Below are 23094 nucleotides of genomic sequence, written 5' to 3' on the forward strand. Positions count from 1 at the left end.
CCCTGCGGCGCCGCAAATCAGGGCAGCTTATTTCACCAGGGCTTATTCGCCCATCACAAAACCTTCGCGCCGCGGGTCGGCGCCGCCGCTCAGGCCGCCCTCCGTCACCACAATGCCTTGCAAGCCGCTGGTGAATTCAATGGCCTGCACTTCATGACCCATGGCCTTCAGCGGGCCGGCGAGTTTTTCAAGGTCGCTGCCGAGCTCGACTTCGGTGGCGCGGTTGCGGCTGCCCATGTTCGGCAGCGAGATCGCCTGCTGTACGTCCAGGCCCCAGTCCAGCACACCCACCAAAGTCTTGGCCACGTAGTTGATGATGGCGCTGCCGCCGGGCGAGCCCACCGTCATCTTGAGCTTGCCTGCGGCGTCGAACACCAGCGTGGGCGACATGGTGCTGCGGGGGCGCTTGCCGCCTTCGATGCGGTTGGCCACCGGCAGGCCGTTTTCTTCGGGCGACAGCGCGAAGTCGGTCATCTGGTTGTTCAGCAAAAAGCCGTGAACCATGATGTGGCTGCCGAACACGGCTTCAATCGTTGTCGTCATCGACACCGCATTGCCCGCGGCGTCTATGACCGAGATGTGGCTGGTGGCCGGAATTTCAGACAACTCGTCGGGCGCCCAGGCCAGCTTGACGCCGGCAGGCACACCGGGTGCCGCGCGCTTCATGCTGGCGTCGGTACGGATCAGTGCGCTGCGGGTCTTGAGGTATTCGGGCGAGACCAGCGCGGTAGCCGGCACGTTCACAAAATCAGGGTCTCCGACGTAATAGTCGCGATCAGCATAGGCCAGGCGGCCGGCTTCAGAAAAAAGGTGCACGGCTTCGGTTGAGTTGGGGCGCACGGTGGACATCGGAAAGCGCTCCAGCGCGCCCAGCATGGCCAGCACCGCGATGCCGCCCGACGAAGGCGGCGGCATGCCGCAGACCTTGTAGACGCGGTAGGTTCCGCACAGCACCGTGCGTTCTTTGGCCTGGTAATCGGCAATGTCCTGCACCGTCATGCCGCCGGGCTGCGCCTGGCTGTTGACGGCGTTGGAGATGTCGCGGGCAATCTCGCCTTTATAAAAAGCGTCTGGGCCTTCTTTGGCCACGCGCCTGAGCACGGCGGCGAAGGCCGGGTTTTTCAGCGTGGCGCCCACGGCCAGCGGCTCGCCGGCTGCGTCATAAAAGTAAGCCTTGGCATTGGCGTTGGCACGCAGGGTTTTGTCGAGCTTGATCACGGTGTGCAGGCGCTCAGACACCGGAAAGCCGCTTTCAGCCAGGCGTATGGTGGGCTCAAAAAGTTTGGCCCAGGGCAGCTTGCCGTGCTTTTGGTGGGCGAGCTCCATCACGCGCAGCAGGCCGGGCACACCGACGGATTTGCCGGAGTTGATGGCGTCACGAAGCGCCAGAGGCTTGCCTTTGCTGTCGAGGAAACGGTCGCCCTTGGCTGTGGCGGGCGCCTTCTCGCGGCCATCGTAGGCATTGATGGATTTTCCGGCCGCCTCATAACTCATGATGAATGCGCCACCGCCTATGCCTGACGATTGCGGCTCGGTGAGGTTGAGCATGATGGCCGCGGCGATGGCGGCATCGACCGCGGTGCCGCCGGCCTTGAGCATTTCATCGCCGGCGCGCGTGGCGTGCGGGTTGGCCGTGGCGATCATGAACTTGCTGGCGGTGACAACCTTCTTTTCGGTGTAGCCCGACGACGGCTCGGGCGCGGCATCTTGCGCGCGCAGCTGAGCGTGGCCCGCCTGCTGCGCCATGAAAAGGGCCAGGCCCAGGCCTGCCAACGCAGGGGCTTTTTTGTGTAAACGCATCATCTTTCCTTGTGACATGAATGCGCCCGCTCAATGCGCGGGCAGGTGTTTGGCGAAGAACTCGCGAATCTTCTGGTGGGCTGCAATGCGCGCCGCGGTGTTGCCGCCCACATGCACGGGCTTGCCGCTGCGTATCACGTCTTCGCGAACCTTGACGGGGCTCAGTTCGTCGAAGCCGTGGTAGGCGTCTGGGTAGACCTCGATATCGATGGGCTCGCCGCGCGCCTTGCTGCGCTCCACCAGCCTTTGGCAGTAGCGCGCCGGCGTCCAGTCGTCCAGCTCGCCGGCCAGGATGAGCAGCGGCGCATAGGCCACGTAGTCGGGCCTGGCCGAGAGCGTCGAGGCGCAGCCGGGGTACATCGCCACGGTGGCGGCAAAACCGGTTGCGCCCTGCTTCTTCACGGGCAGCTCGGCATTCATCACCTGCACGGCCGCCGTGCCACCGTGTGAAAAACCGATGGCGCCTATCTTGCCCGGCACCACGTCGGCACGCGTGTTGAGGTACTCGATGGCGCCATAGGCGTCCAGCCAGCGCTGCTCTTCCTGGATGGCGCGGGATTTGGGCGTGACCGTGCAGATCTGCCGCTCGCCGCGCGGGTTGAAGCTGTCGACCAGCAACACGCCGTAGCCCATGCCGTTGAGCAGCTTGGCGGTGTCGCGAAAGCGCTGCGTGATGCTGCCGTTTTTTCCGAGCGCGCCCGCGCAGCCGTGAAACATGACCAGCGCGACAAAGCGGCCCTCGGCCGCCGGTTTGTACAGGTAGCCGTCTATCACCAGGCGTTCACTGCCCTGCCAGCGGTCCAGGCTGGGGAAGTGCACTTTCTCCTGCGCCAGTGCGGGCAGCGACAAGCCTGCCGCCAACGCCGCCAGGCAGGCAAGGCGTGCCATCCGGGTCACGAAGAGATCAGCGAACTTCATCAAAGCCTTCCACCTTCAGCAATTGAGGCTCTTCGTCGCGCAGGGCCAGCGTGCGGCTGCTGAAATCATGCTCGCCTGCGGGCTCCACCGTTTCGGCATAGGCGGAGCCGATGATGGCCGCCTGCTGGCGCGCCCCGTCGTTGGACCTGGCCGGCAGCACCACAGGCGCCGGGAAGGCCGGCGGCCGCACTTCAATCGTGCCGGAGAGTGCGTTGCCGATGCGGACGGAGGAGAAGCCGCTTGCGACCTGCGCGACTTCGGAGCCGTCCCAGTTGAGCTTGCCCACAGCGCCTTCACCAATGCCGATGGTGGTGCCCGGTGTGAGTTGCTCGATGCCGAGCACACCGCCCGCGCTGGCAATGCGCACTGAGCCGGTGCCGGTGGATGTGGGCGAGCTGTCGTAGCTGTCGGTCTTGAAGGTGATGTTGCCGGCGCCGCGCGCTTCAATGGTTGCCACATCGGTGCTGGGCCGGATGGCGATGCCGGTGCCGGACCCTGCGGAGGTGCCCGTCAGCGTGATGTTGCCGGTTTGCGTGAGGACGGAATTCTTGCCGCTGGCCATGTTGATGCCGTCACCGCTGCCCATGGCGGTGCCGGTTGCCGAGAGATCGCCACTCACGGTGCGAAGCGTGTTGACGCCGCCGGCCGCCAGTGAAACACCGTTGGCCGAACCCAGGGCCGTGCCGGCCAGCACCAGCTGCCCACTGCCGGTCGACTCAATCAGGTTGGTGCCCGAGCCCAGGGCCAGCGCGCTGCTGGTGCCGGCCGATTGCGCATTGACGGTAAGCGTGCCGTTGACTGTGCGCAAAGTGTTGGTGCCGCCTGTGCCCATGCCCAGGCCTGAGCCCGAGCCGGTGTTGGCCGACTGCGCGGTGACAGTCAGGTTGCCCTGCCCGCCGGCTTGCACGAGGTTGGTGCCGGTGGCCATGGAAATGCCGACACCGCGGGTGCTGTTGCCGCTCAGGTTGATGTTTCCGCTCTGCGACAACACGGAGTTGTTGAGCGAGCCGAAGGTGATGCCGTCGCCGCCGCCGGTGCCGACGCCGGTGAGTGACATATCGCCGCTGTTCGACTTGACCTGGTTGGTGCCGCCGGCCAGCGAAATGCCGTTGCCCACGCCGGTGGCTGTGCCGGCCAAAACCACGCGCCCTGCGCCGGTCGCCTCCAGTGTGTTGGTGCCCGAGCCCAGCGCGAGCGCGCTGCTGGTGCCGGCTGATTGCGCATTGATGGTGAGCACGCCATCGGCGACGCGGATCGCGTTGGTACCGCCGCTGCCCATGGACAGGCCCGAGCCGGAGCCCGCATTGCTGGACTGCACATTGAGCGTGACGTCGCCGGTGCCCGAGGCTTGCACCAGGTTGGCGCCCGAGCCCACCAGCAAGGCGCTGCCGCCGGTGTTGCTGGCGGTGAGGGTGATGCCGCCTGCGCCGGAGGTGAGGATGTTGCTGCCGCCGGTGAGCGAAATACCTTGTGTCGCCCCGGCGCCTATGCCCGACACGCTGATGTTGCCGCCGCCTGAGGTGAGCGTGGCCAGGTTCATCGCCACCGGGCGGTTGGCAACCAGCGTGATGTTGCCGGCGCCGGTGGCCTCCACCTTGGCCAGGTTGGCGCCGTCGCCCAGCACGATGGCGCTGCCGGTGCCGGTGGCATTGCCCGTGATGGCGATGTCGCCGCCGTTCGTGCGTATCAGGTTGGTGCCGGTGATCATCGATACCGCATTGCCTGAACCCGAGGCGCTGCCGGCGAGCGCAAGCCGGCCGGTGCCGGTAGCCTGCAGGGTGTTGGTGCCGGAGCCCAGCGCCAGCGCACTGCTGGAGCCGGTCGATTTGGCGTCGATTGTCAGCACACCGTCGGCCACGCGAATGGTGTTGACGCCGCTGGAGCCCATGGTCAGGCCCAGCGCGGCGCCTGTGGACTCGGCGCTGAGGGTGATGTTGCCCGTGCCGGTGGACTGGATGATGTTGGTGCCGCTGTTCATGCCGAAAGCGGTGGCGCCGGCATTGCGTGCGTTGATGGTGATGTTGCCGCTGGTGGTCTGTATGGTATTGGCGCTGGTGCCCATGGAGAAGGCCTGGCCGGTGGCGCCCCTGGCATTGATGATGATGTTGCCGGCGCCGGTGCTCAGCAGGCTGCCGCCGCCCACCATGCGAAAGCCTATGGTGGTGACGCCGCCGCCGGTGGCATAGCCGGTGGTAGGGTCTGGGCCGCCGCCTATGGTGAGGTTGCCGCCGTTGGTGACGATTTGCGCGCCGCTTCCCAGCGAGACCGAGCCCACGGCCGCGCCGCCGGCGGAGGCCGAGTTGAGCACCACGTTCAGCTTGCCCGTGCCCGAGGTGATGTTCGCATTGACATTGATGTCGCGGTTGGCCAGCAGCGTGAGCGTGCGGTCGGTGGCGCCGTTGTAGTTCACCGCGTTGGCAACGGTGATGTCGCCCAGCGACGCACCCGCGCTGGCAGTGCTCACCGTCACGTTGGCGGTGCCCAGCTGGTTGACCAGCGTGGTGGTGTTGAGGATGGAGGAAGCGCCCGCACCGGTGAAGGTGTTGGTGCCGTTCCATGTCGCGGTATTGGCGCCGGTGGAAATCGTGATGTTGGTCGGGTCCAGCAACAGGGAGCCGGCGTTGCCCTGTGCTGCCGTCAGGTCGGCGGTGCCCGAGTAGTCCAGAAAGCCCACGCCCGACACCTCGGCATTGCCGCCGTTGCCGCTGGTGCTGCCGCCTTTGGCGCTGATGGTGCCGTAGTAGCGCGTGCTCTCATCAGACCAGGCCACGACCTTGCCGCCGTTGCCGGTGGTGACGGCATCGGCCTTGATGCGTGCGTCCGCATCGATGAAGGTGGCGCTGGCGCGTTGCTCGCTGCCGGAGCCCTGCCAGTTGCCGCCGACCAGCACAGTGCCGCCGCCTGCGTCGCCCGAAGCATCGATGCGGGTGCCTGCAAACAGGCCAACCTTGTCGCCCAGTACCTTGACAGTGCCGCCGGTCTGGCCGGCGCCGTAGCCGGAAGCGTCGAGCGTGCCGCTGACGGCCACGATACCGCTCTCCCCGCCTTCGAGCCGTATCACGCCGTTCCTGTTGCTGAGGCTTCTGGCGTGCACCGTGCCGCTGTTGTTCAGCACAGTCGCCAGCGGGTCGCCGCCGGAGCGGGCCGCGAGCACGACCAGCCCGCCCTCGGCCTGGATGAGTCCGCTGTTGGACACCTGCGCCGCCAGGGCCGCGCCGTCGACCTGCAGATTGATCAGCCCGTCGCCATGCATGTCCAGCGTGACGGCATTACCTGCCGCCATGGCCACGGTGCCCAGGCGGGCAGTGATGCTGCCTTCGTTGCTGACCTGGGGGCCAATCAGCGCGACATATCCGCCGTCGGCGGCGGTCAGCGTGCCCTGGTTGATCACTTCGCCGGTGGCGCCGGGCGCCTTGTTGAAGCGCATGTTGCCGGCCGCAAAGTCGGCGTTGGAAATATCGAGCGTGCTGGCGACCAGACCGCCGACGTTGACGCTGGAGCCCGGCGCGAACAGCACGCCGGCCGCGTTGACCAGGAACACCTGGCCGTTGGCATTGAGCTGGCCGTAGATGCGCGAAGGGTCATTCGATAGCACACGGTTCAGCGCCACGGACGACCGCGAGGGCTGGACAAAATTTACTTTCGCCGCAGAGCCGATGTTGAAAGTGTCCCAGTTGGTGGTCAGCTTGTCGCTGGCCTGGTTGACGGTCAGCACATTGGCGGCGCTTGAGATCGTGCCCGAGCCGGCGACCACCTGGCCGTTGGTCGGCAAAGCGTTGGCCGCCAGCGAGTCGGCGAACGCCCTGCCCGCGGGCAGGGCCAGTACGGCCATCATGATCGAGTTCAGGACGGGATGGGGACGGTGGCTTTTCGTGAGACGCATGGTGAACTCTCTTTCTCAGGACCTGTACTTAAAACCTGTACTTGAACCCCAGCCCGTAGCCGAGGACGTCGGCGCCTACGCCGGGTGAATTGCCGGCGGCAGCGAAGACCGCGCCCGTGCGGAAGTTGTAGCTGGCCGAGCCGTCGTTGCGGATGCGCGAGAAGGTGCCGTAAAAACTCAGGTTCTTGTTGATGGTGCGGTTGAAGCCGACCGCGACCATGGTTGCGCCCAGCCCGGCCGTCGAGCAGGAGCGCAAGGTCGGGTCGTTGGAGACCACATCGCAGCTTCCGGCCGATGCGCGGCCCGCGCTGGCGCGCAGCTCCCACGCGCCTATGGTGTGCGTCACGCCGAAGAGCCTTGCCCGGCGGCGGTAACTTTGCAAGTCAAGCACCGTGTTGCCGGGAATCACGTCGGACTCGGAATAAGAGAGCTTGTCGAGCAGCATGGAGAAGGTCGTCGAGCCCAGCCGGTAGCTGGCGCCGAAGCTGACGGCCCAGTCGCGCGACGAGGTGCCCTGCGTGACTGCCGTACCGGCCGACCCGACACCGCGGTTGTTGCGGCCCAGGCTGGCGATGCCGAAGTACTGGTTGTGCTGCTCATAGGCCACGCCCAGCGTGAGCGGGCCGTTCGCGTAGGTGCCGCTCAGGCCCCAGATGGAGCCGCTGCCCAGGTCGGCCGCGGCCCGCCGCCCGTTGTCGGAATAGGCGATGCGGCCCGACAGGCCGTTCCACTCCGGCGTGGCGTACTGCCATACGCCGGGCTGCCGGCGTATGAAGGCGGCGTCATCGTTGTTCGAATCCGCGGCGCTGGTGACGGGCCCCTCGGAGGTGGACGAACCCACGGCCAGGCCGGGTGAGCCGATGATGCCGCCGGCGCCGCCTATGCCGTAGTCGTTGAACGCATCGAACTTGGCCGTCATGTCGCGAAACGGCATGGTCCACTGGCCGTAGCGCACCGCACCCCATTCGGCGCTGCGCAGGCCGACGCCGGCATCCTGCAGGCTGGTGGCCGCGTTGGATTCCGGCCGCGAGGTATTCCCTCCGTCTTTGGGAACGTATTTGTAGGCCACTGCGGCTTCGACCTGCCAGAAGGCCTCCAGCCCGCCGCCCAGGCCCAGCGCGCCGCGCACGCCTATTGAAGAAGACGGGTCGCTGTAACGCATATAGGGCGGCAACTGCCTGCCGGTCGGCGTGGCCGACTGCGTGGCGCCGCGCGGGCCGGCATCGGTGGCGCCGTCGCGGCTGACGCGTTCGAACTCCAGGCCAAAGCCGCCGAAGATCTCGAACTTGTCCTGGCTGAGTTCCGGGTCGTCAGAGGCTGAAGATGACAGTCCCGCAAACGCCTGCGGCGCCCCGCTGACCTGCACCCACAAGGTCGGGCTGCGCGAGGGCTCGACGCTGCTGACCCCGCCCGACGGCCTGAAAGCGACGCCCAGGCTGACAGTGAGAGCCTTGGGACGGGTAAGGATCAGGCCCAGGCCGGCGCCTTGCAGGCTTCTGTGGTTGCTCACCTGTGCGGGGTCCCAGGGGTTCTTGTCGATGCGGACACGGCCCGCGTCGTAGAACACAAAACCTTCCACGCCGAAGCCGCCCACGCGGCCCAGCGAGCGCCGCAGTTCCAGCCTGGACAGCCAGCCCTCGTCGCCCGCGCCTTCGCCTTGCGGATAAGCCCGCACGCCGTTGATACCGCCCAGGAAAAATTCTTCGGAAGAATCCAGATTCTTGGAGGCGCGCTGGCCCGAGAACGAGGCATAGAGCGTGAAGCCGCCGGGCAAGGCCTGCAGGCGTGACAGTGACCAGTTCAGTTTCTCAAAGCTGCCCGCCGTGCGGGCCGAGCGGTCGTCAAAGGCGGCGTCGGAGAGGGTGTCCCGGCTCAGGTTGCCGTGCGTCAGGCCCAGCGAATACTGCGTGAGCGCCGAACTGCCCGCCAGCGCGTCGCGCCAATCGCCATAAAGATCGAAGCGGCCCGATGAGCTGGATTTTTTGACGTCCAGGCCGGCCTGGTTCACGCGGTCGATGTAGTGCTTGTGCTCCAGCGTCAGCTGGCCGGTGAGGTTGGATTTCCTGCTGCGGATCAAGGGATAGGCCAGGAAGGCGCTGGCGCTCTCGCCCTCGCCGCTGGCTTCGAGCGGCGCGAAGTCGCGGCCTATCTTGTACAGCAGGTGGGTATAGCTGAGGCCCCCACGCAGGCCGGAGCCGCCTATAGGCGCCGACACGCCCAGCGTCTGGGCGGTGAGGCCTTCAAAGCTGGTGAGGCCGCGCGCTGTCCATGATTCACCGAACCCCAGCCAGTCGTTGGCCGACAGCTCCAGCGTCAGCCGGTTGCGGCCGGTGTAGCTGTTGCCCTGGTTGTCAAAACCGAAGCGCGCCTGCGCCAGCGGGCTTTCGCTGACCCGCACCACCAGGTCTGCCGTGCCCGGCTGCGCGCCGGCGCGCAGCACGGACCGCACGTTGATACCGGGGAGGTCGGTCAGCAACAGCAGCGAACGCTCGATCTCGGCCTCGCGAATCACGGCGCCGGGCGTCAGGTCGCTGATGAAACGCTGGATCAGGTCCGGGTCCAGGCGAACATTTTTGGCCGGCTCGACGGTGACGGTGCCCAGGCGCCCTTCGCGGATCTCGAGCTTGACTGTGCCGCCGGCAATGTCTTGCGCCGGCAGGTTGGCGCGCGCCACCAGATAGCCCCGCGAGCGGTAAAAGCGGGTGATGCGCGCAGCGGCATCGGCCAGCGCGTCAAAGCCGATCTCGCGGCCGGTGAAGTCGCCCAACTCTGCGGCCAGGGTCTGCGCGTCGATGGAGTCGTTGCCGCTGAATTCAAACTGCCTGACCGTGATCCGCACACCGGAGTCCGCAACCGGCGGGGTTCTCTCGTCGGCGGGCCGCTCGATCACGGCAGGCGTTTCCGACGGCGCCGGATTGCTCATGCCGGGTGTGCGCTCGCGTATCGATTCCAGCATGCGGCCGGCATCAGGCGCCTGTGCGAACGCACCATAACCTGAAAGGGCCAGCAAACTGCCGATCACGGTGGGTTTGAATGGAAGGCTTTTGGATCTGTTCACTTTGATTGCTTGCATCTGTTTTTCTGAACGGCTGGCGGCCACATCCGCGCCATGCATGAAGGCCTGCTCCCCTGTCAGGTATTGGACTGGCAATCATCCGAAATCACCAGTTCGAAATACCCGCCCATATCCATAACCTCAGGTTATTTATCTGTGCAAAAAGGAGTGATACACGGTGGGGAAGCGCCGTCGCCCAGCACAGTGCAATCTGCGAAATCTGCGGATAAAAAGATCCATCCACAGATTTCGCAGATTTACGCGGATTGAAGAGAAGATGTATCGCGCCTTCGCCCGCTGGGAGAAGGCGGGGACGGGCGGAAATGAGCGGGGATGCGGGCTGGCGGCGCTTGAGTTTCGCCTTGCGTGTTTGAGGCCGCCGGCCCTCACCCTAACCCTCTCCCAGGGGGAGAGGGAATAAGAAAGAGAAGGACGACTGCGCGGCCCGTGTCAGCGCGCGAGAAACTTGCCGAAGAAGGCTTGCGCGCGTTGCTTGCTATCCTCGGCGGCCAGCTTGTTGGCCTCCACCGACTCGCGCTTTTTAGTGGGCGTGTCGTAGGAATGCTCGACACCGGGGTACAGCACGAATTGCCAGTCGCTGCCGTTGCGCTCGGCAATTTCGGACAGCCGCGCGCAGCGCTCCGGGTTGACCTCCTCGTCGTCCGTGCCTATCAGCACCAGCATGGGCGCATAGCTGCGGTAGGTCTGCGTGTACCTGCGCATGACCTGCGCGCAGGCCGGGTACATGCTCAGGAATGCGCGAAAGCCGGTGGTTTCGGTAGGAGCCTCTATGCCCGGCGCCACGATGGAGGCCGCCGACAAAGCCGTGCTGCCGCCGTTGGACCACCCCTGCAGAAACACCTGGTCCTTGATGACATCGGGGCGGTTGCGAAGGAATTTCAGCGCGGCATATGCGTCCAGCGGACGTATGGTGATTTCGTTCACGCTGGCCGGCCGGCTGCCGTCGTTGGTGCCTGCCTCGAAGCCACGCGCATAGCCCCGGGGCCCGAAAGAGTCGACCAGCAGGCCGACATAACCACGCTCGGCCCAGAACTTGCCCCACATGACATGGCGTGACGACAGGGAGTCGCCGTCGAAAGTCTGCTTCAGGGTCGAGTACAAGCCGCCCCGGCCGTGCAACATCACCACTGCCGGATGCGGCCCCGGGGTGGACGGCAAGTACATATAGGCCACCAGCTCGGTCTTGCCGTCCCCACTGGTGAAGTTCACGGCCTGGGCCTTCTGCGCCCATGCCGCCGGCCCCGCCAGCAGCGCCAACACACACAGGGCCAAGGCCGCCACAGGCATCAGGGTACGGCCAACAACAGGAAGGACAGCGGTGTGCATGCGTCTGCTTTCAAGAATCTGGAGGCGAAAAAAAGAGGGGCGACAGGAATGCCGCCGGACTTGTTCTGGATCATGTCCGCCAGAACACGGATGCGTCAAGCCTTGCCGGCGCCATGTGGGCCGTTGGCGCCCCGGCGCGCCAGAGGAGGCCATAACTTCAGGTTATCGGGCTCGCATTTATTTGATAGGGGCACAGCAACGGCGGAACTTAGGATGGCCGTCAGCCGGTTGGCACTGAACCATCACTTAGCTTGAAAGACCTCATGATCCACACCTACACAGATGACGACGTTGGCGATGCCGTCGGATGGCGCGATGTTTTGCGTGATCTTCCGCAAGCCTTTGAATCCTTGCGCACCGGGGACGCCTCCATACAGGCGCGCCAGCGCATCGACTGCGGGAACTGGAAACTCAGCGGCATGGGTGCGCTGTGGGAAAGCCGCGCGGCGGCTGCGTACAAAACCTATACCAGCCTCAATGGCCAGTTCAATTTTCTGGTCAACCTGTTCGACCTGAACGACCAGTCGCACCATGTGATGCCGGCAGCGGAAATCACGCGCGCCAGAACCGCGGCGATGACGGCCTGGGTCGCCCCAAAGATCGCCGTGCCCGGCGCAAAAAAAATGGCGCTGTTCGGCCTGGGCATTCAGGGGCGCACCCATCTTGAGGCCCTGCAGGAAACCATGGGTTTTTCCGAGATCGCGGTGGTAGATACCGCTGACGTCTCACAGGCCTGCGATGCATTTTCCAAACGCTACAAGACGCAGGTTCATCAAGTGACGCCCCAGGAAGCCGTGACGGGTGCGGACCTTATCGTCACCGTCACGCGCTCCAAGCAGGCGCTGTTTGACGGCGCGTGGCTCAAGCGCGGCGCGAGTATTTGCGCCGTGGGCACCAGCCTGCCGACCGGCACGGAGATCGACCAGGTCAGCCGGGCGCGCAGCGACCGCGTCATCGTTGAATGGAAACCGCAAAGCCTGGTAGAGGCCGGTGAAATCGTGATCGGGCTGGGCGACAAGAGCCTGGATGCGTCGCAGATCAGGGACTTGCCGGAACTGCTGGCCAATGACGAGCCGTGGCGGCGTTCGCCGGAAGAGATCATTCTCTTCAAGGCCGTGGGTGTGGGCCTGAGCGACCTGGTGGCTGCACGGCTGGTGGTCAATCGCCTGCGCGGGCGCGTCGTGGTGCAGGCCAGCACTTCAAGCCAGTATTGACGTACTTGGCCTTTCAGAGGTTCAGGCGCGCGGTTGCCAGGTCGCGTCCTGCACCTTCTTGAGTTCGTCACCCACGCAGGTAGTGAGCGCACGCATGATGTCGGTGACGGCCGCAGCCTTGAGGTACATGGCGCAGACGGGAAACTCGGCACGCGGCTCCAGCGGCAGGACCTTGAGCTTGTCGGAGAAGAAGTTGGCGCTGGCCGAATCGACGATCGCCACACCTTGGTCCAGCTCGGCCAGCCGCACCGCCATCTGGTAAGTGCGCACCGCTGTCTTGCCTTGCTGCCAGCCAAAACGGTTGGCATAGCGCGAGTAAATGCGCCCGAGCGGATCCTTGCCTGAGAGCTCGATCAGCTCCATGGTGGCCAGCGCTTCCGCGGAGATGGATTTGTTGCGGGCGTATTTTCCGAACCTGGACGGCAGGCACGCCGCCACCAATTGGAGATGCCCGATTTCGACGCTGTCCAGCGAAGGGTGCAGCGGCGGATCAAAGGCAATAGCCATGTCCACCTCATGCATGAGCAGCTTTTGCATCATGTCTTCGGTGTGCCCGGTATTGAGCTCGCTGCGCATTTTGGGAAACAGCTTGCGGGCTGCCAGCAGCGCGGAAGGCAACACGCTGTTGGCCAGTGATGCCACCGCGGCCACCCGCACCGCCTTGTCGGCGCCCGCCTTGAGGTTGCGGGCCAGTTCGCGCACTGCGTCCAGGCCGCCGGTGGCTTGTTCCACCACGGGGGCCAGCGCGTGTGTTTCCTTGGTGGCCACCAGCCGTTTGCCCTCGCGGTTAAAGAGGGCAAAGCCGACTGTTGCCTCCGCATGCTGCAGGGCCTTGGTGACGGCGGGCTGAGAGACATGCAACAGGCGCGCAGCGCCGCTGATGGTGCCCGTGCGCAGGATGGCTTGCAGGACTTCGATATGGCGGGTTCTCATGGGGCGATGCTGCGAGTCAAGCGTCCGGGTTAGTGAAAAACTCAAGAGCGCCCGAAACAAGTGAAGGCCATAGCGCTCAAGTCATTTTGCACTGAAACCCGCCTGCGGCGAAGGCATTTTCACGTGCATGCCCGCGATGAAAATCGCCTCAGCTTTTATGCTGCCGCGCGAATGTTTTGGCGAGTTCCAGAAAATTGGTTTCAGTCGGGGACACGCTGTCTTCGCGGCTCACCAGGGTAATGGGCGCCACCAGCCGGGGCTTGGCGTTTCGGATGCGGCAATACACCACGCTGTCGCGGTGAAAGTCTTTCATCGAAGCGGGAACAACCGAGATGCCGGCGCCCGCCGCGACCAGGCTGATGTTGGTCAGCATGCGCTCGACTTCGGAGGCGATCTTCGGGGTGAAGCCGGCGTTCTCGCAGGCCTCAAGCAAATCTGAATACATGCCCGGCGCGCCGTGCCTGCGAACCAGGATGAATTGTTCTTCAGCCAACGACTTCAGCGAGATAACCGGCATCTCGCCTTTTGCGGCGCCCGCCACCAGGGCGTGGCCCACCGGCAGGATGAGCAGCATCTCTTCTTCCAGCAGGGGCAGGAACTGCACGCCACGCGGGCGGCTGACAGGTGAGCGCAGCAGCGCGATATTGACCTTGCCGTTTTCAATGCCTTCGGTCAGCTCGGCCGCATTGCCCTCACGGAGCTCCAGGTGAACGTCCGGATAAGCGTCGCGGTAGGCGCGGATGATGCCGGGGATCAACGGGTGGGCAGCGGCCGAGCTTGTGAAGCCGATGGCGAGCGCACCTTCAAAACCTTGCGCGGCGCGCGCGGCACGCGCGGAAGCCTGCTCGACACTGCGCAGGATCGCCTGGGCCTCCTGCACAAACACGGCGCCGCCGGCCGTCAGTGCCGCGCCTTTCGGGTGCCGGCGGAACAACTCAAAACCCAGCTCCTCCTCGAGCAAGCGGATCTGGTGGCTCAGCGGCGGCTGCTGCATGTTCAGGCGCTCGGCGGCGCGGGTGAAATGCTGCTCCTCGGCCACCATGAGGAAGTAGCGCAGGTGTCTCAGTTCCATGGTTTTCTCTCATCTTTTAAAGGTATCGAAAGCCTTATAACCGGATTCTACGTATATGGATCAAAAATAAGCACGCTGCCCTCCCCCGTTCACAATGCGGCGTCCATCCGTAGAACCCGCGATGTGGCGCCGCTGCCAAACACGTACAGTGAAGCCACGCGCCGGGACACCGGGCCGCCCGCCCTATCAATGACCAAAAAGCTGCTTCACAACGCGATCGTGCACATGGCATTGGCCATTGCCGCCGGCATGCTGCTGGGCTACTTTTTCCCCTCCATCGCGGCCCAGATGAAGCCGCTCAGCGATGGCTTTTTGCGCCTGATCGGCATGCTGATCGGAGTGCTGATTTTTTGCCTGGTGGTGTCGGGCATCGCCGGCCTGCAAAACCGGCTGCAAGCCACCCAGGTCGGCGTCAAGGCCATCATCTACTTCGAGGCCATGACGCTTGTTTCCCTGATGGCCGGCATCGTGGGCGCCTTGCTGCTGCAGCCCGGCAAAGGCTTTGCGCCGGGCTTTGCTTCGGGTGTTTCCAACGGCGCCGTGCAACCTGCCTTGCAGGTGCCGCCGGCGGAAAGCACGGCCGACTTTCTGCTTGACATCATTCCCTCGACATTTGCCGGCGCCTTCACCGGCAACAGCAGCCTGCAGGTCTTGTTGCTGGCGCTGCTGACCGGCATCGCGCTGGGGCGCAGCGGCGAGCGCGGCCGCGATTTGCTGGCGCTTATGGAAGCGGTTCAGCAGGTTTTGCACGGCATGGTGGCCATGGTGCTGAAGCTGGCGCCGCTGGCGGCCCTGGGCGCCGTGGCCTTTGTGATCGGGCGCTACGGGCTCTCGTCGGTGCTGCCGCTGCTGCAGTTCGTCGCGGCGATCTACCTGGTCAGCATCCTGTTCGTCTGCATTGTGATGGGCCTGGTCGCGCGCGCCGCCGGCTGCAATATCTTCCGCCTGATTGCCTATGTGAAAGAGGAGCTGCTGCTGGTGGTCTTCACCAGTTCATCGATGGCGGCGCTGCCGGGCCTGGTCGAGAAGATGGAAAAAATAGGCTGCGCCAAAGCGGTGGTGCGCCTGGTGCTGCCGACCGGCTACAGCTTCAACCTGAGCGGCACCAACATCTACATCGCGATGGCCGCGCTCTTTCTGGCGCAGGCCTCCCATGTGGAGCTGGGTGTCTGGCAACTGCTCTCGCTGCTGGGCGTCTCTTTGCTGACCTCCAAAAGCGCCACCAGCGTCGCCGGCTCGGCCTTCGTCGCCCTGGCCGCGACACTGGCGAGCCTGAACATCATTCCAGTGGCGGGGATTGTGCTGTTACTGGGTGTGGAGCGCCTGATGAAGTGCCGCTCTCTCACCAATGTGATTGGCAACTGTGTGGCTTGCGTGGTCGTCTGCGCGTGGGAGAAATCTCTCGACCGCCGCGCCATGCATCAAGCCCTGTCGGGCAAAGCGGTCCCACCCGCGCCTTCTGCCGCCGACCAGAGCTGATACAGCCGGTCGCCCAGGCATTCCGCGCGGCCTTCAAACAAGGCGTTGAGGCATTCGGGCCGCTCCAGTTGCCGGTACAGCTCAGACCGCTCCGCAAAGCTGTCAGCCATGCGAATGGCGGCGGCAATATAGCCCTCCACACTGCCGGCGACGGTCCAGTCCGGCAGGCCCAGGCGGCGGAACAGGCCTTCGTCGATATGCTCAAACACTTCCGGCCCCGTCTTGCACACGCCGGGCAAGCCGACTGTGATGGCGTCGGTAATGCCGTTGGTATTGCCGAAGGGAAACGGGCTGAGGAACATGTCGCAGCGGCTGAAGATGGCGAGGTAGTCCGGGTAAGGCTGGTGCGCGTAGATCTCGGCGTCCGGCAGGTAGCGGCGTATCAGCCGCCGCACCTGCGGATAGATCAGGCCAGTCGCCTGCCCGATCAGGAAGTGAAAGCGTATCTGCTTGCGTGAGCCCGCGCGTATCTTCTGGCAAGCCAGCAGAAACTTCGGGTTGATCTTCATGGTGGTCGCGGCCACGGCGATGTTGACGACGGGCTGGTCCAGCCGCTGCGGCCGCGCCAGCGAGACCTCGATAGCCGAAGGGCGGTAAGGCTGCCCGTCTTTGGGCAGGCGCAGCAGGGTTTCGCTGAAGCAGGCCGGGTCGCCGACAAAGTCGTCTTCCACGCTGATGTAATCAATGCGGTCGGAATGCGTAGTGGCTGGGTGGCCGAGCGCGGCCACCTGCACGGGCGCCAGGCGCTGGTTGGCGGCGAACATGGTGATGGGAAACATGCCGACGCTGGGCATATAGAACACCGCGGGCCGAAGCGCACCGGCCAGCGCATGCAACTGGCGCAGGCAGGCGATCATGTCGTTGGGCGCTTCGAAGTCGACGACCTCGTCAAATACCTCCCGCCCCAGCTCGTCGATGTTGCCGGGATAAGCGATGGCCACCAGGTGAAAGTGCCGGCGTGCAGCCTCCAGGCTTCTGGAGTGCGTGCGGTAGATCGAATGCCCGCCGGAAAACCACTCGAGCAGCACCAGCATCACCGGTTTGTCCGTGCTGGCTGCGGCCAGAGCGGGCGCCACTCGGCTCAGTCCCAGTGCCTCCAGTTTTTTGCGGACCAGCCGGTTGATGGGGCGCTTGATCTCGTGGCGCGCGGGCAGGTCGGCGTAGCTGCAATGCATGTAGACGTCGTGCAGTATGCCCAGCGGCAGGATGTCCAGCGTCTCGATTTCTTCAAGATGGGCAGGAAGCCACGCCAGCAGCGCCTCGCGCTTGGAATGCGCGGCGGGCGAGCCGAGAAAGCGCGGTGACAGCAAGGCCGTGAAGAGCGCGGCAGCCAGTTTTTTGTTCTGCCTCCAAAGCAGCTCCGCATCCAGCGGAATCTCCGACTCGGGCGAGTACAGGATGCAGAACTTCACCAGGTTCTGTTCGGTGACATGAAACTCCGACGCGCCGGGGCCCAGGAAGTTGAGCGACTTCAGGATGTGGTCGCAATTGACAAAAGCGCTGGCGGCAAACAGCGCCGACAGCCAGCGCTGGAAGTTGATCAGCTGGCCGAAGCCGCCGGGCGTGACATGAAACGTCGGGTCTGAAAACAGGGCCGAGATGGCGCTGGTGATGCGGGTCAGGCCGTGCGCGTCGCGCTCTTCGGCGCCGATGGCGCCGGCCAACGAGAGCGCAAAGTTGCCGTCCAGGTTGCCGTAGTTGCGGTCTATCAACAGCAGCAGCTTGACCAGCTCGCGGGCCGCTGGCTCCTGCTGCCTGGAGTAGCACAGGTATTCGAAGTTCTCGAGCGAAAAGACATCATCTGTCATAGATAACCCGCCGGCGGCGCAAAGCTTGTGGCCGCAGGCGCCAGTATCGCCGCTGCGGCCCTGCCTTTATTGACCCAGCTTCGAGAAGGTGCGGTTCAGGTTGTCCTGCGCGCGTGCCAATTTGTCCTGCTGCGCCTTGAGCCATGCCGAGTCCTGGTCCAGCTTTGCCTTCTCGGCCGCCAGCATCCTGACGGTTTCCGCGCGCTGCGGGCCGCCCAGGCCTTTGCTCGACGCCAGCATGTTTTGCGCCGTCAGCGACTTCTGGAAGCGCTCTTGCGTCAGCGGGAAATCCGTCTTCGCGAAGTTGAAGGTCTTGACCGCGTCGGTATACAGCTGCTTGACGATATCAAAGGGAATGTCGGCAGGCTTGAGCTTGTTGGCACGCCCGTAGCTGACCAGGTCCGACGCGAAATGGTGGCCGACGCGGAAGGGCACATCGGAGTCACGCTGCAGGATGTCGGCCAGCTCGGTGGTGGTGGAATAGTCGGCATCGACTTCCTGCAAGGCACGGTTCTTGTCGATGATGAGGTTGTTCATCAGGTCGGCCAGTTTCTCAAATGCGCTGGTGGTCAGGTCCAGTGTTTTTTCCACCTGGTCGCGTTTGTAGTCGGGCATGCCGGGCGTGACGTTGTGCGCCTCCAGCTGGTAGGTGAAAGCGCTGCCCACCACTTCACTGGCCTGCAGGCGCAACACATTGAGGGCATAGGGATTGCGCTTTTGCGGCATGATGCTGCTCGTGCCGGTCAGGCGGCCTTCCTGGATCATGATCCAGGGGGCGGTCTGGTGGTACTGGGTATGGATGTCCTGCACCAGCACGCCCATCATCAGCGCCGCGTTGCTGCACAGGCCGACCAGTTCCACCCCCTGGTCGAGCGCGCCGAGCTGGGCCGCGTCGTAGGAGTTTTCCACCGGGCCGTCAAAACCCAGCAACTCCGCAAGGCGCTGGCGGTTGACCGGGAAGCTCGAGGTGCCGAGTGCAGCGGCCCCCAACGGGCTCATGTTGAGACGCGCATACGCCTCCTTCAGGCGTGTGCTGTCGCGGCCGAACACCGAAGCGAAAGCCAGCAGGTAGTGCGCATAGGTGGTCGGCTGGGCCTGCACGCCGTTGGTGTAGGCGGGCACGATGGTGTCCAGGTTCTTTTCTGCCACTTCCAGCAGTTGCGCCTTGGACTGGATCATGGCCTCCATCAGCGCCAGGGTGCGCTCGCGCTGCATCAGGCGGCGCGTGGTGGACAAAATGTCTTGCCGGCTGCGGCCGGAATGCATGCGCGAGCCGTCTGGTCCCGCGAGCGCGAGGATCAGCGGTTCATATTGCAGATAGTCACCCGGGCGTTTGGCGCCGGGCTGGTTGCCGTTCTTGATCACCTGGTCGACGGCCAGTGCAATCTTCTTGCCGAGATCGGGCGGAACAATTTTGGTCTCGACCACCATCACGGTCGAAGCCTTGTTCATCTCGCCGAGAAAGTAAAAGTTGTCGTGGTCGGATTTGCCGCCCTTCTTGTCGGCGGCCAAAGCCGCGACGGACAGCGATGCCAGCAGCAGCGGAACAAGGGCCAGCCTGCCGAGGCTGCGCGGCAGCAGGGACAGGGTGAAAGCCGGGGTGAAAGCCGAGGCGAATGGGGACTCAGTTGGTTTCATCATCTTTGCCTGTGGTGGATGGGTTGGAACTGGGAATGCCGGGTGTGCCGGTGCGCTGGTTGGGCGAGACGACGGAAATGCTGAGCTTGCTCGTGCCGTCGCCGAATGGCGCGAAGGCGGCATCATCGGCAAAAGGCGCCATCCAGTCGCCGCCGGCCATGTCTGATTGCAGCGCGCTGGTGGCGGCTGCCGTGTCGGCGCTGGTCAGGCTGTTGCTCATCCTGCCACCCACATTGCGCAGCACCGCGCCGGAGCCGGTGGCGGCAATCGTTGTGACGTCCGAGGACTGGCTGAAGGCCTGCCCGTTGGGCGCGCTGGCCGTGATGAACAGGAGGCCGTTTTCGACCTGCAGCTTGTTGGTGCCGCCGTCTATGCGCATGCCGTAGCTGCCGCCCGATGCGGAAATAAACAAGCTGCCAGATCCGGCGGTGCTGACACTGTTGAAGGCATTGGCGCTGCTGCCGACGATGGACAGGCCCTCGCCGGAACCGGCCGTGGTGGCCCGTATGTCGATGTCACCGGTGGCCGAGCTGATGTTAACGCCGTTGCCCGGGCCGGAGGCCGCGCTGCGCAGCAGGATCGCAGGCGCTGTAGACGCCGCGCTGCTGTTGCCCGTGAGCGAAAGCTTGCCCGAGACGGTGGAGATGACCGCGGAACTGGTTGCCGTGGAAGGGTAGACCGTGATGCCGCTGCCGTAAGTGGAACTTCCGGTGAGGCTGACCGAGCCGCTTCCGGTAGCGCGAATGATGTTGTTGCCGGTCAGCACGCCCAGCCCGTCACCGTAGACACTGCTGCCGGTGATAGCGAGCGCGCCGTTCTCGACGCTGACCAGGGCCTTGCCGCCGCCGTAGATGCTGACACCGTTGCCCTGGTCGGCGGCATTGCCGACCAGCGTAACGTTGCCTGCGCCGGTGGTCTGTATGCGGTTGGCGACGTTCTGGATGGCGATGCCGTGGTCGAGCTCGCCGACATTCGGCGAATGGAAGTTGCCGATCAGCGTGATGTTGCCGCCCTGCGAAGCAATGTTGTTGACCGAGTTGGTGCTGGTGGCGCTGCCGCCCATCGCAATCGCGTCGGAGGTGCCTATGGAGTCACCCTTGAAGGTGATGTCGCCGCTCACGGTGGTGACGTTGACGCCGCTCGAGTTGCCGGTGGAATTCAGGAAGATGCCGTAACCGCCGAAGCTGCTGGTGCTGTTGCCGTTGACGGCAATAGCGCCGCTGCCGGTGCTGATGTTGATGGCCGCGTTGGCGCCGGACGGCGCGATGTCAACGCCGCGCCCTGAAAAGCTGGTGCCGTCCAGCGTCAACGCACCCGACTGCGTGCTCAGGTTGATGCTGGCGAAGGCGCCGCTCGCGTCCAGCGAGACGGCCTTGAACGAGCCTGTGGTGGGATTGACCACGGTATTGTTGGCCAGCAGCTTGAGCGCGCCGGCCGTGCTGCTGATGTTGATCTTCGAGGCAGTGGCCGCGCTGGCGCCGCTGCCCGAACTCAGCAGCCCAAGCGCCGGCGTCGAGCCGCCCGAGGTGTTGCCGGCCACCGTGATGTTGCCATCCGAGAAGATGCTGATGGACGAGCCGGCGCCCGTCGAGTTGAGCACCGTACCGTAGCTGCCGGTGCTGCTGCCACCCAGGGTGATGGCGCCGCCCGCGGTGGCATTCACCACCACGGCGCCGTTGCCGGATGCCGCCAGGTAGAGGCCGCGGCCCGAGCCGGCAAAACCGTTGGCATTGGCCTGGATGGTCAGGTTGCCGCTGCCGACGCTGAGTGTTTGCGTGGAGGTAGCGGCTGTCGAGCAGATCAGCACGCCGAAGCCCGAGGTGGCGTTGCCGCGTATCGTCAGGTTGCCGGTGCCGCTGGCGGCCATGGTGTTGTTGGTGCTGAAGACGCGCGTGCCGTTGCCGCTGCCCAGGTTGGTGCTGTCCACCGTGATGGAGCCGGCGCCGCTGGTCAGCACACTGCTTCCGCTGGTGAGCACGAAGGCGTCACCGGTGGCACTGGCGCTGGCGACGTTGGCCACGATGGAGATATTGCCGCCGCCGGCGTTGAGCGTGGAGGCGCTGGCAATCTGCACCGCGCTGCTGTTGGAGTTCACCGAGCTGGCGGCCACTGCGCCGCGTATGGTGATGTCGCCGCCGCTCGTGCTCAGCGTGGAGCCGCTGATGGTCACACCGGCGGTGCTGTTCAAAATGGTGCTGGCAGAGCCGACCAGCGGGTCGACGCCGCCTATGGTGATGGAGCCGCCGTTGGTGGTGATACTGCTGCCTGTAATGCTCACCGAGCCGTTTCCGCTGTTGTTGTAGTTGGAGAACAGCGAGACGTTGAGGGTCTTACCGGTGCCGTTGGAAATGGTGCGACCGTTCATCACGATGTTGCGATGCGCCTGAAGGGTCAGGGAGGCGTTGCCCACACCCTTCACGTTGTCCAGCACGTTGATGTCGCCCGAGGTACCACCGAAGTTGTTGGTGGTCTGCACGATCACATTGGCGCCTTCGGACAGCGAGGCATTGAGCACGGCCGAACTCAGGTTGGAACTGGCCGCACCGCTGGAGGTAAACGGGGAGCTCCCGGTCGCGCCTACGCTTGCCGTGCTGGTGATGTTGATGTTGAAGGGGTCGATCAGCCAGGTGCCGCCCTTGCCGGAGGCCGCGCTCAGGTCCACCGAGCCCGTCGCGTCCAGGTAGTGGCCCGAGGTCTCGACCAGGCCGCCGCTGCCGGTCTGCCCACCGCCCAGCACGGTGATGCCGCCGTGAAAGCGCGTGCTGTCGGTAGACCACAGGATGACTTTGCCGCCGTTGCCGCTGTTGATGGCATCGGCATGGATACGGGCGTCTTCGCCCATGTAAGTCGCAACAGCCTGGCGTTCTGTGCCGGTGCCCTGGTAGTTGCCGCCGACCAGCACGGTGCCGCCGCCGGCGTCGCCCGAAGCATCGATGCGGGCGCTGTCGAAGAGGCCGACGTTGCGGCCCAGGGCCTTGAAACTGCCGCCGGTCTCGCCGGCGTTGCGGCCCGACACGTTGACGGTCCCGCTCACCGCGACGATGCCGGCATCGCCGCCGTCAAGAAGCACTGCGCCATTGCGGTGCTGCAGGCTGGTCGCCTCAATCACGCCCTCGTTGTTGACCACGTTGGACAGCAGCGCATCGCTGGACCGCGCCGACATCACCACCACACCGCCGTTGGCCTTGAGCAGCCCCTGGTTCACCACGCTCGCGCCCAGGGAAGGGTCGCTCACCTCCATATTGATCAGGCCGTCGCCGTTGAAGTCCAGCGTGATCTTTTCACCGGCGCCCAGCATGACGCTGCCCAAGCGGGCGGTAATGCTGCCTTCGTTGCGCACCTGCGCGCCCAGCAGCGCCACGTAACCACCATCGGTAGCCACGATGCTGCCCTGGTTGATCACGGCGCCTGCCGCGCCACCGGCCTCAAAGCGGTTGTTGCCGGCCATGAAGTTGCTGTCCGACATGTTCAGCGAACTGGCCACCAGGCCGCCGACGTTGACGGCCGAGCCCTGGCCGAACAGGATGCCGGACGGGTTGATCAGGTAGACCTGCCCGTTGGCATTGAGCTGGCCCATGATCTGCGAGGCGTCGCTGGAGGTGACGCGGTTGAGCGCCACCGATGAGGCGGAGGGCTGTGCGAAATTGACCCTGGCTGCGCTGCCGATGTTGAAGGTGTTCCAGGTGGCGATCATGCGATCGCTGCCCTGCACCACATTCATGACATTGCCGTTCTGGCTGATGCTGCCGCTGCCGGCGGTGACCTGGCCGTTGGTCGGCAAGGCGTTGGCGTCCAGCGCATACACCCGCACCGGGTAGATGCTGCACAGCGCCGACAGGAGGGCCGCTGTCAGCGGTGTCAGCGCCGGCCTGTCCTTGCGGCTGGATTTTCGGCTGGAGAGCGTGGAAGGGGTGGAAGAAGCCGATGAAAGATGGTGTGCCATGCGA

At 64.7% G+C, this 23094-nt stretch carries 12 protein-coding genes; 2 read left to right on the plus strand and 10 right to left on the minus strand.

Annotated features, from left to right (window positions below):
• Positions 1-42: 42 nt before the first annotated feature.
• From ggt to BM408_RS13160, 5 genes are all read right to left on the minus strand, one after another.
• The gene (ggt, locus tag BM408_RS13140) at positions 43-1800 is read right to left on the minus strand and encodes a gamma-glutamyltransferase (protein WP_092130314.1); all 1758 of its coding nucleotides are present in this window, start codon (positions 1798-1800) and stop codon (positions 43-45) included.
• 30 nt (positions 1801-1830) lie between these two features.
• On the minus strand, positions 1831-2718 hold the full coding sequence (locus BM408_RS13145; protein WP_254774800.1) for a dienelactone hydrolase family protein: 888 nt from the start codon (positions 2716-2718) through the stop codon (positions 1831-1833).
• Positions 2705-6601, minus strand: coding sequence for a beta strand repeat-containing protein (locus BM408_RS13150; RefSeq protein WP_092130315.1), 3897 nt, complete (start codon positions 6599-6601; stop codon positions 2705-2707). The genes BM408_RS13145 and BM408_RS13150 overlap by 14 nt, the downstream gene beginning before the upstream one ends.
• Positions 6602-6629: 28 nt before the next feature.
• The gene (locus tag BM408_RS13155; protein ID WP_175541779.1) at positions 6630-9659 is read right to left on the minus strand and encodes a ShlB/FhaC/HecB family hemolysin secretion/activation protein; all 3030 of its coding nucleotides are present in this window, start codon (positions 9657-9659) and stop codon (positions 6630-6632) included.
• 447 nt (positions 9660-10106) lie between these two features.
• Positions 10107-11003: a dienelactone hydrolase family protein gene (locus BM408_RS13160; protein WP_175541780.1), complete on the minus strand. Its 897-nt coding sequence runs from the start codon at positions 11001-11003 to the stop codon at positions 10107-10109.
• A 263-nt stretch (positions 11004-11266) separates the two neighbouring features.
• Here BM408_RS13160 and BM408_RS13165 point away from each other — a divergent pair, with 263 nt between their 5' ends.
• A complete protein-coding gene (locus tag BM408_RS13165; protein ID WP_092130318.1) occupies positions 11267-12217 on the plus strand; it encodes an ornithine cyclodeaminase family protein in 951 nt (316 codons plus the stop codon).
• 21 nt (positions 12218-12238) lie between these two features.
• Here BM408_RS13165 and BM408_RS13170 read toward each other — a convergent pair whose 3' ends face one another.
• Both BM408_RS13170 and BM408_RS13175 read right to left on the minus strand, forming a co-directional pair.
• On the minus strand, positions 12239-13150 hold the full coding sequence (locus tag BM408_RS13170; RefSeq protein ID WP_092130319.1) for a LysR family transcriptional regulator: 912 nt from the start codon (positions 13148-13150) through the stop codon (positions 12239-12241).
• Positions 13151-13298: 148 nt separating this feature from the next.
• On the minus strand, positions 13299-14222 hold the full coding sequence (locus BM408_RS13175) for a LysR substrate-binding domain-containing protein (protein WP_092130320.1): 924 nt from the start codon (positions 14220-14222) through the stop codon (positions 13299-13301).
• A 189-nt stretch (positions 14223-14411) separates the two neighbouring features.
• On the opposite strand from BM408_RS13175, the gene BM408_RS13180 reads away from it, so the two are divergent.
• Entirely contained in the window at positions 14412-15701 is a 1290-nt protein-coding gene (locus BM408_RS13180) for a cation:dicarboxylate symporter family transporter (RefSeq protein WP_254774802.1), read from the plus strand.
• On the opposite strand, the gene BM408_RS13185 is transcribed toward BM408_RS13180, so the two are convergent.
• From BM408_RS13185 to BM408_RS13195, 3 genes are all read right to left on the minus strand, one after another.
• A complete protein-coding gene (locus BM408_RS13185) occupies positions 15644-17509 on the minus strand; it encodes a peptide transporter (protein ID WP_092130321.1) in 1866 nt (621 codons plus the stop codon). The two genes, BM408_RS13180 and BM408_RS13185, sit on opposite strands and share 58 nt — an antisense overlap.
• A 66-nt stretch (positions 17510-17575) precedes the next feature.
• Positions 17576-19150, minus strand: coding sequence for an argininosuccinate lyase (locus tag BM408_RS13190; RefSeq protein WP_254774803.1), 1575 nt, complete (start codon positions 19148-19150; stop codon positions 17576-17578).
• Positions 19134-23090 carry a beta strand repeat-containing protein gene (locus BM408_RS13195; protein WP_092130323.1) on the minus strand — a complete coding sequence of 1319 codons (3957 nt, stop codon included), beginning with the start codon at positions 23088-23090 and terminating at the stop codon, positions 19134-19136. The genes BM408_RS13190 and BM408_RS13195 overlap by 17 nt, the downstream gene beginning before the upstream one ends.
• Positions 23091-23094 lie beyond the last annotated feature (4 nt).

Source organism: Polaromonas sp. YR568 (genome assembly GCF_900116715.1).
Classification (GTDB): Bacteria; Pseudomonadota; Gammaproteobacteria; order Burkholderiales; family Burkholderiaceae_C; genus Polaromonas.

Bases quoted from the DNA above. Each gene is read 5' to 3' on its own strand.
- ggt (WP_092130314.1), bottom strand. From the start codon at position 1,800: ATGCGTTTACACAAAAAAGCCCCTGCGTTGGCAGGCCTGGGCCTGGCC.
- BM408_RS13145 (WP_254774800.1), bottom strand. From the start codon at position 2,718: ATGAAGTTCGCTGATCTCTTCGTGACCCGGATGGCACGCCTTGCCTGC.
- BM408_RS13150 (WP_092130315.1), bottom strand. From the start codon at position 6,601: ATGCGTCTCACGAAAAGCCACCGTCCCCATCCCGTCCTGAACTCGATC.
- BM408_RS13160 (WP_175541780.1), bottom strand. From the start codon at position 11,003: ATGCACACCGCTGTCCTTCCTGTTGTTGGCCGTACCCTGATGCCTGTG.
- BM408_RS13165 (WP_092130318.1), top strand. From the start codon at position 11,267: ATGATCCACACCTACACAGATGACGACGTTGGCGATGCCGTCGGATGG.
- BM408_RS13170 (WP_092130319.1), bottom strand. From the start codon at position 13,150: ATGAGAACCCGCCATATCGAAGTCCTGCAAGCCATCCTGCGCACGGGC.
- BM408_RS13175 (WP_092130320.1), bottom strand. From the start codon at position 14,222: ATGGAACTGAGACACCTGCGCTACTTCCTCATGGTGGCCGAGGAGCAG.
- BM408_RS13180 (WP_254774802.1), top strand. From the start codon at position 14,412: ATGACCAAAAAGCTGCTTCACAACGCGATCGTGCACATGGCATTGGCC.
- BM408_RS13185 (WP_092130321.1), bottom strand. From the start codon at position 17,509: ATGACAGATGATGTCTTTTCGCTCGAGAACTTCGAATACCTGTGCTAC.
- BM408_RS13190 (WP_254774803.1), bottom strand. From the start codon at position 19,150: ATGATGAAACCAACTGAGTCCCCATTCGCCTCGGCTTTCACCCCGGCT.
- BM408_RS13195 (WP_092130323.1), bottom strand. From the start codon at position 23,090: ATGGCACACCATCTTTCATCGGCTTCTTCCACCCCTTCCACGCTCTCC.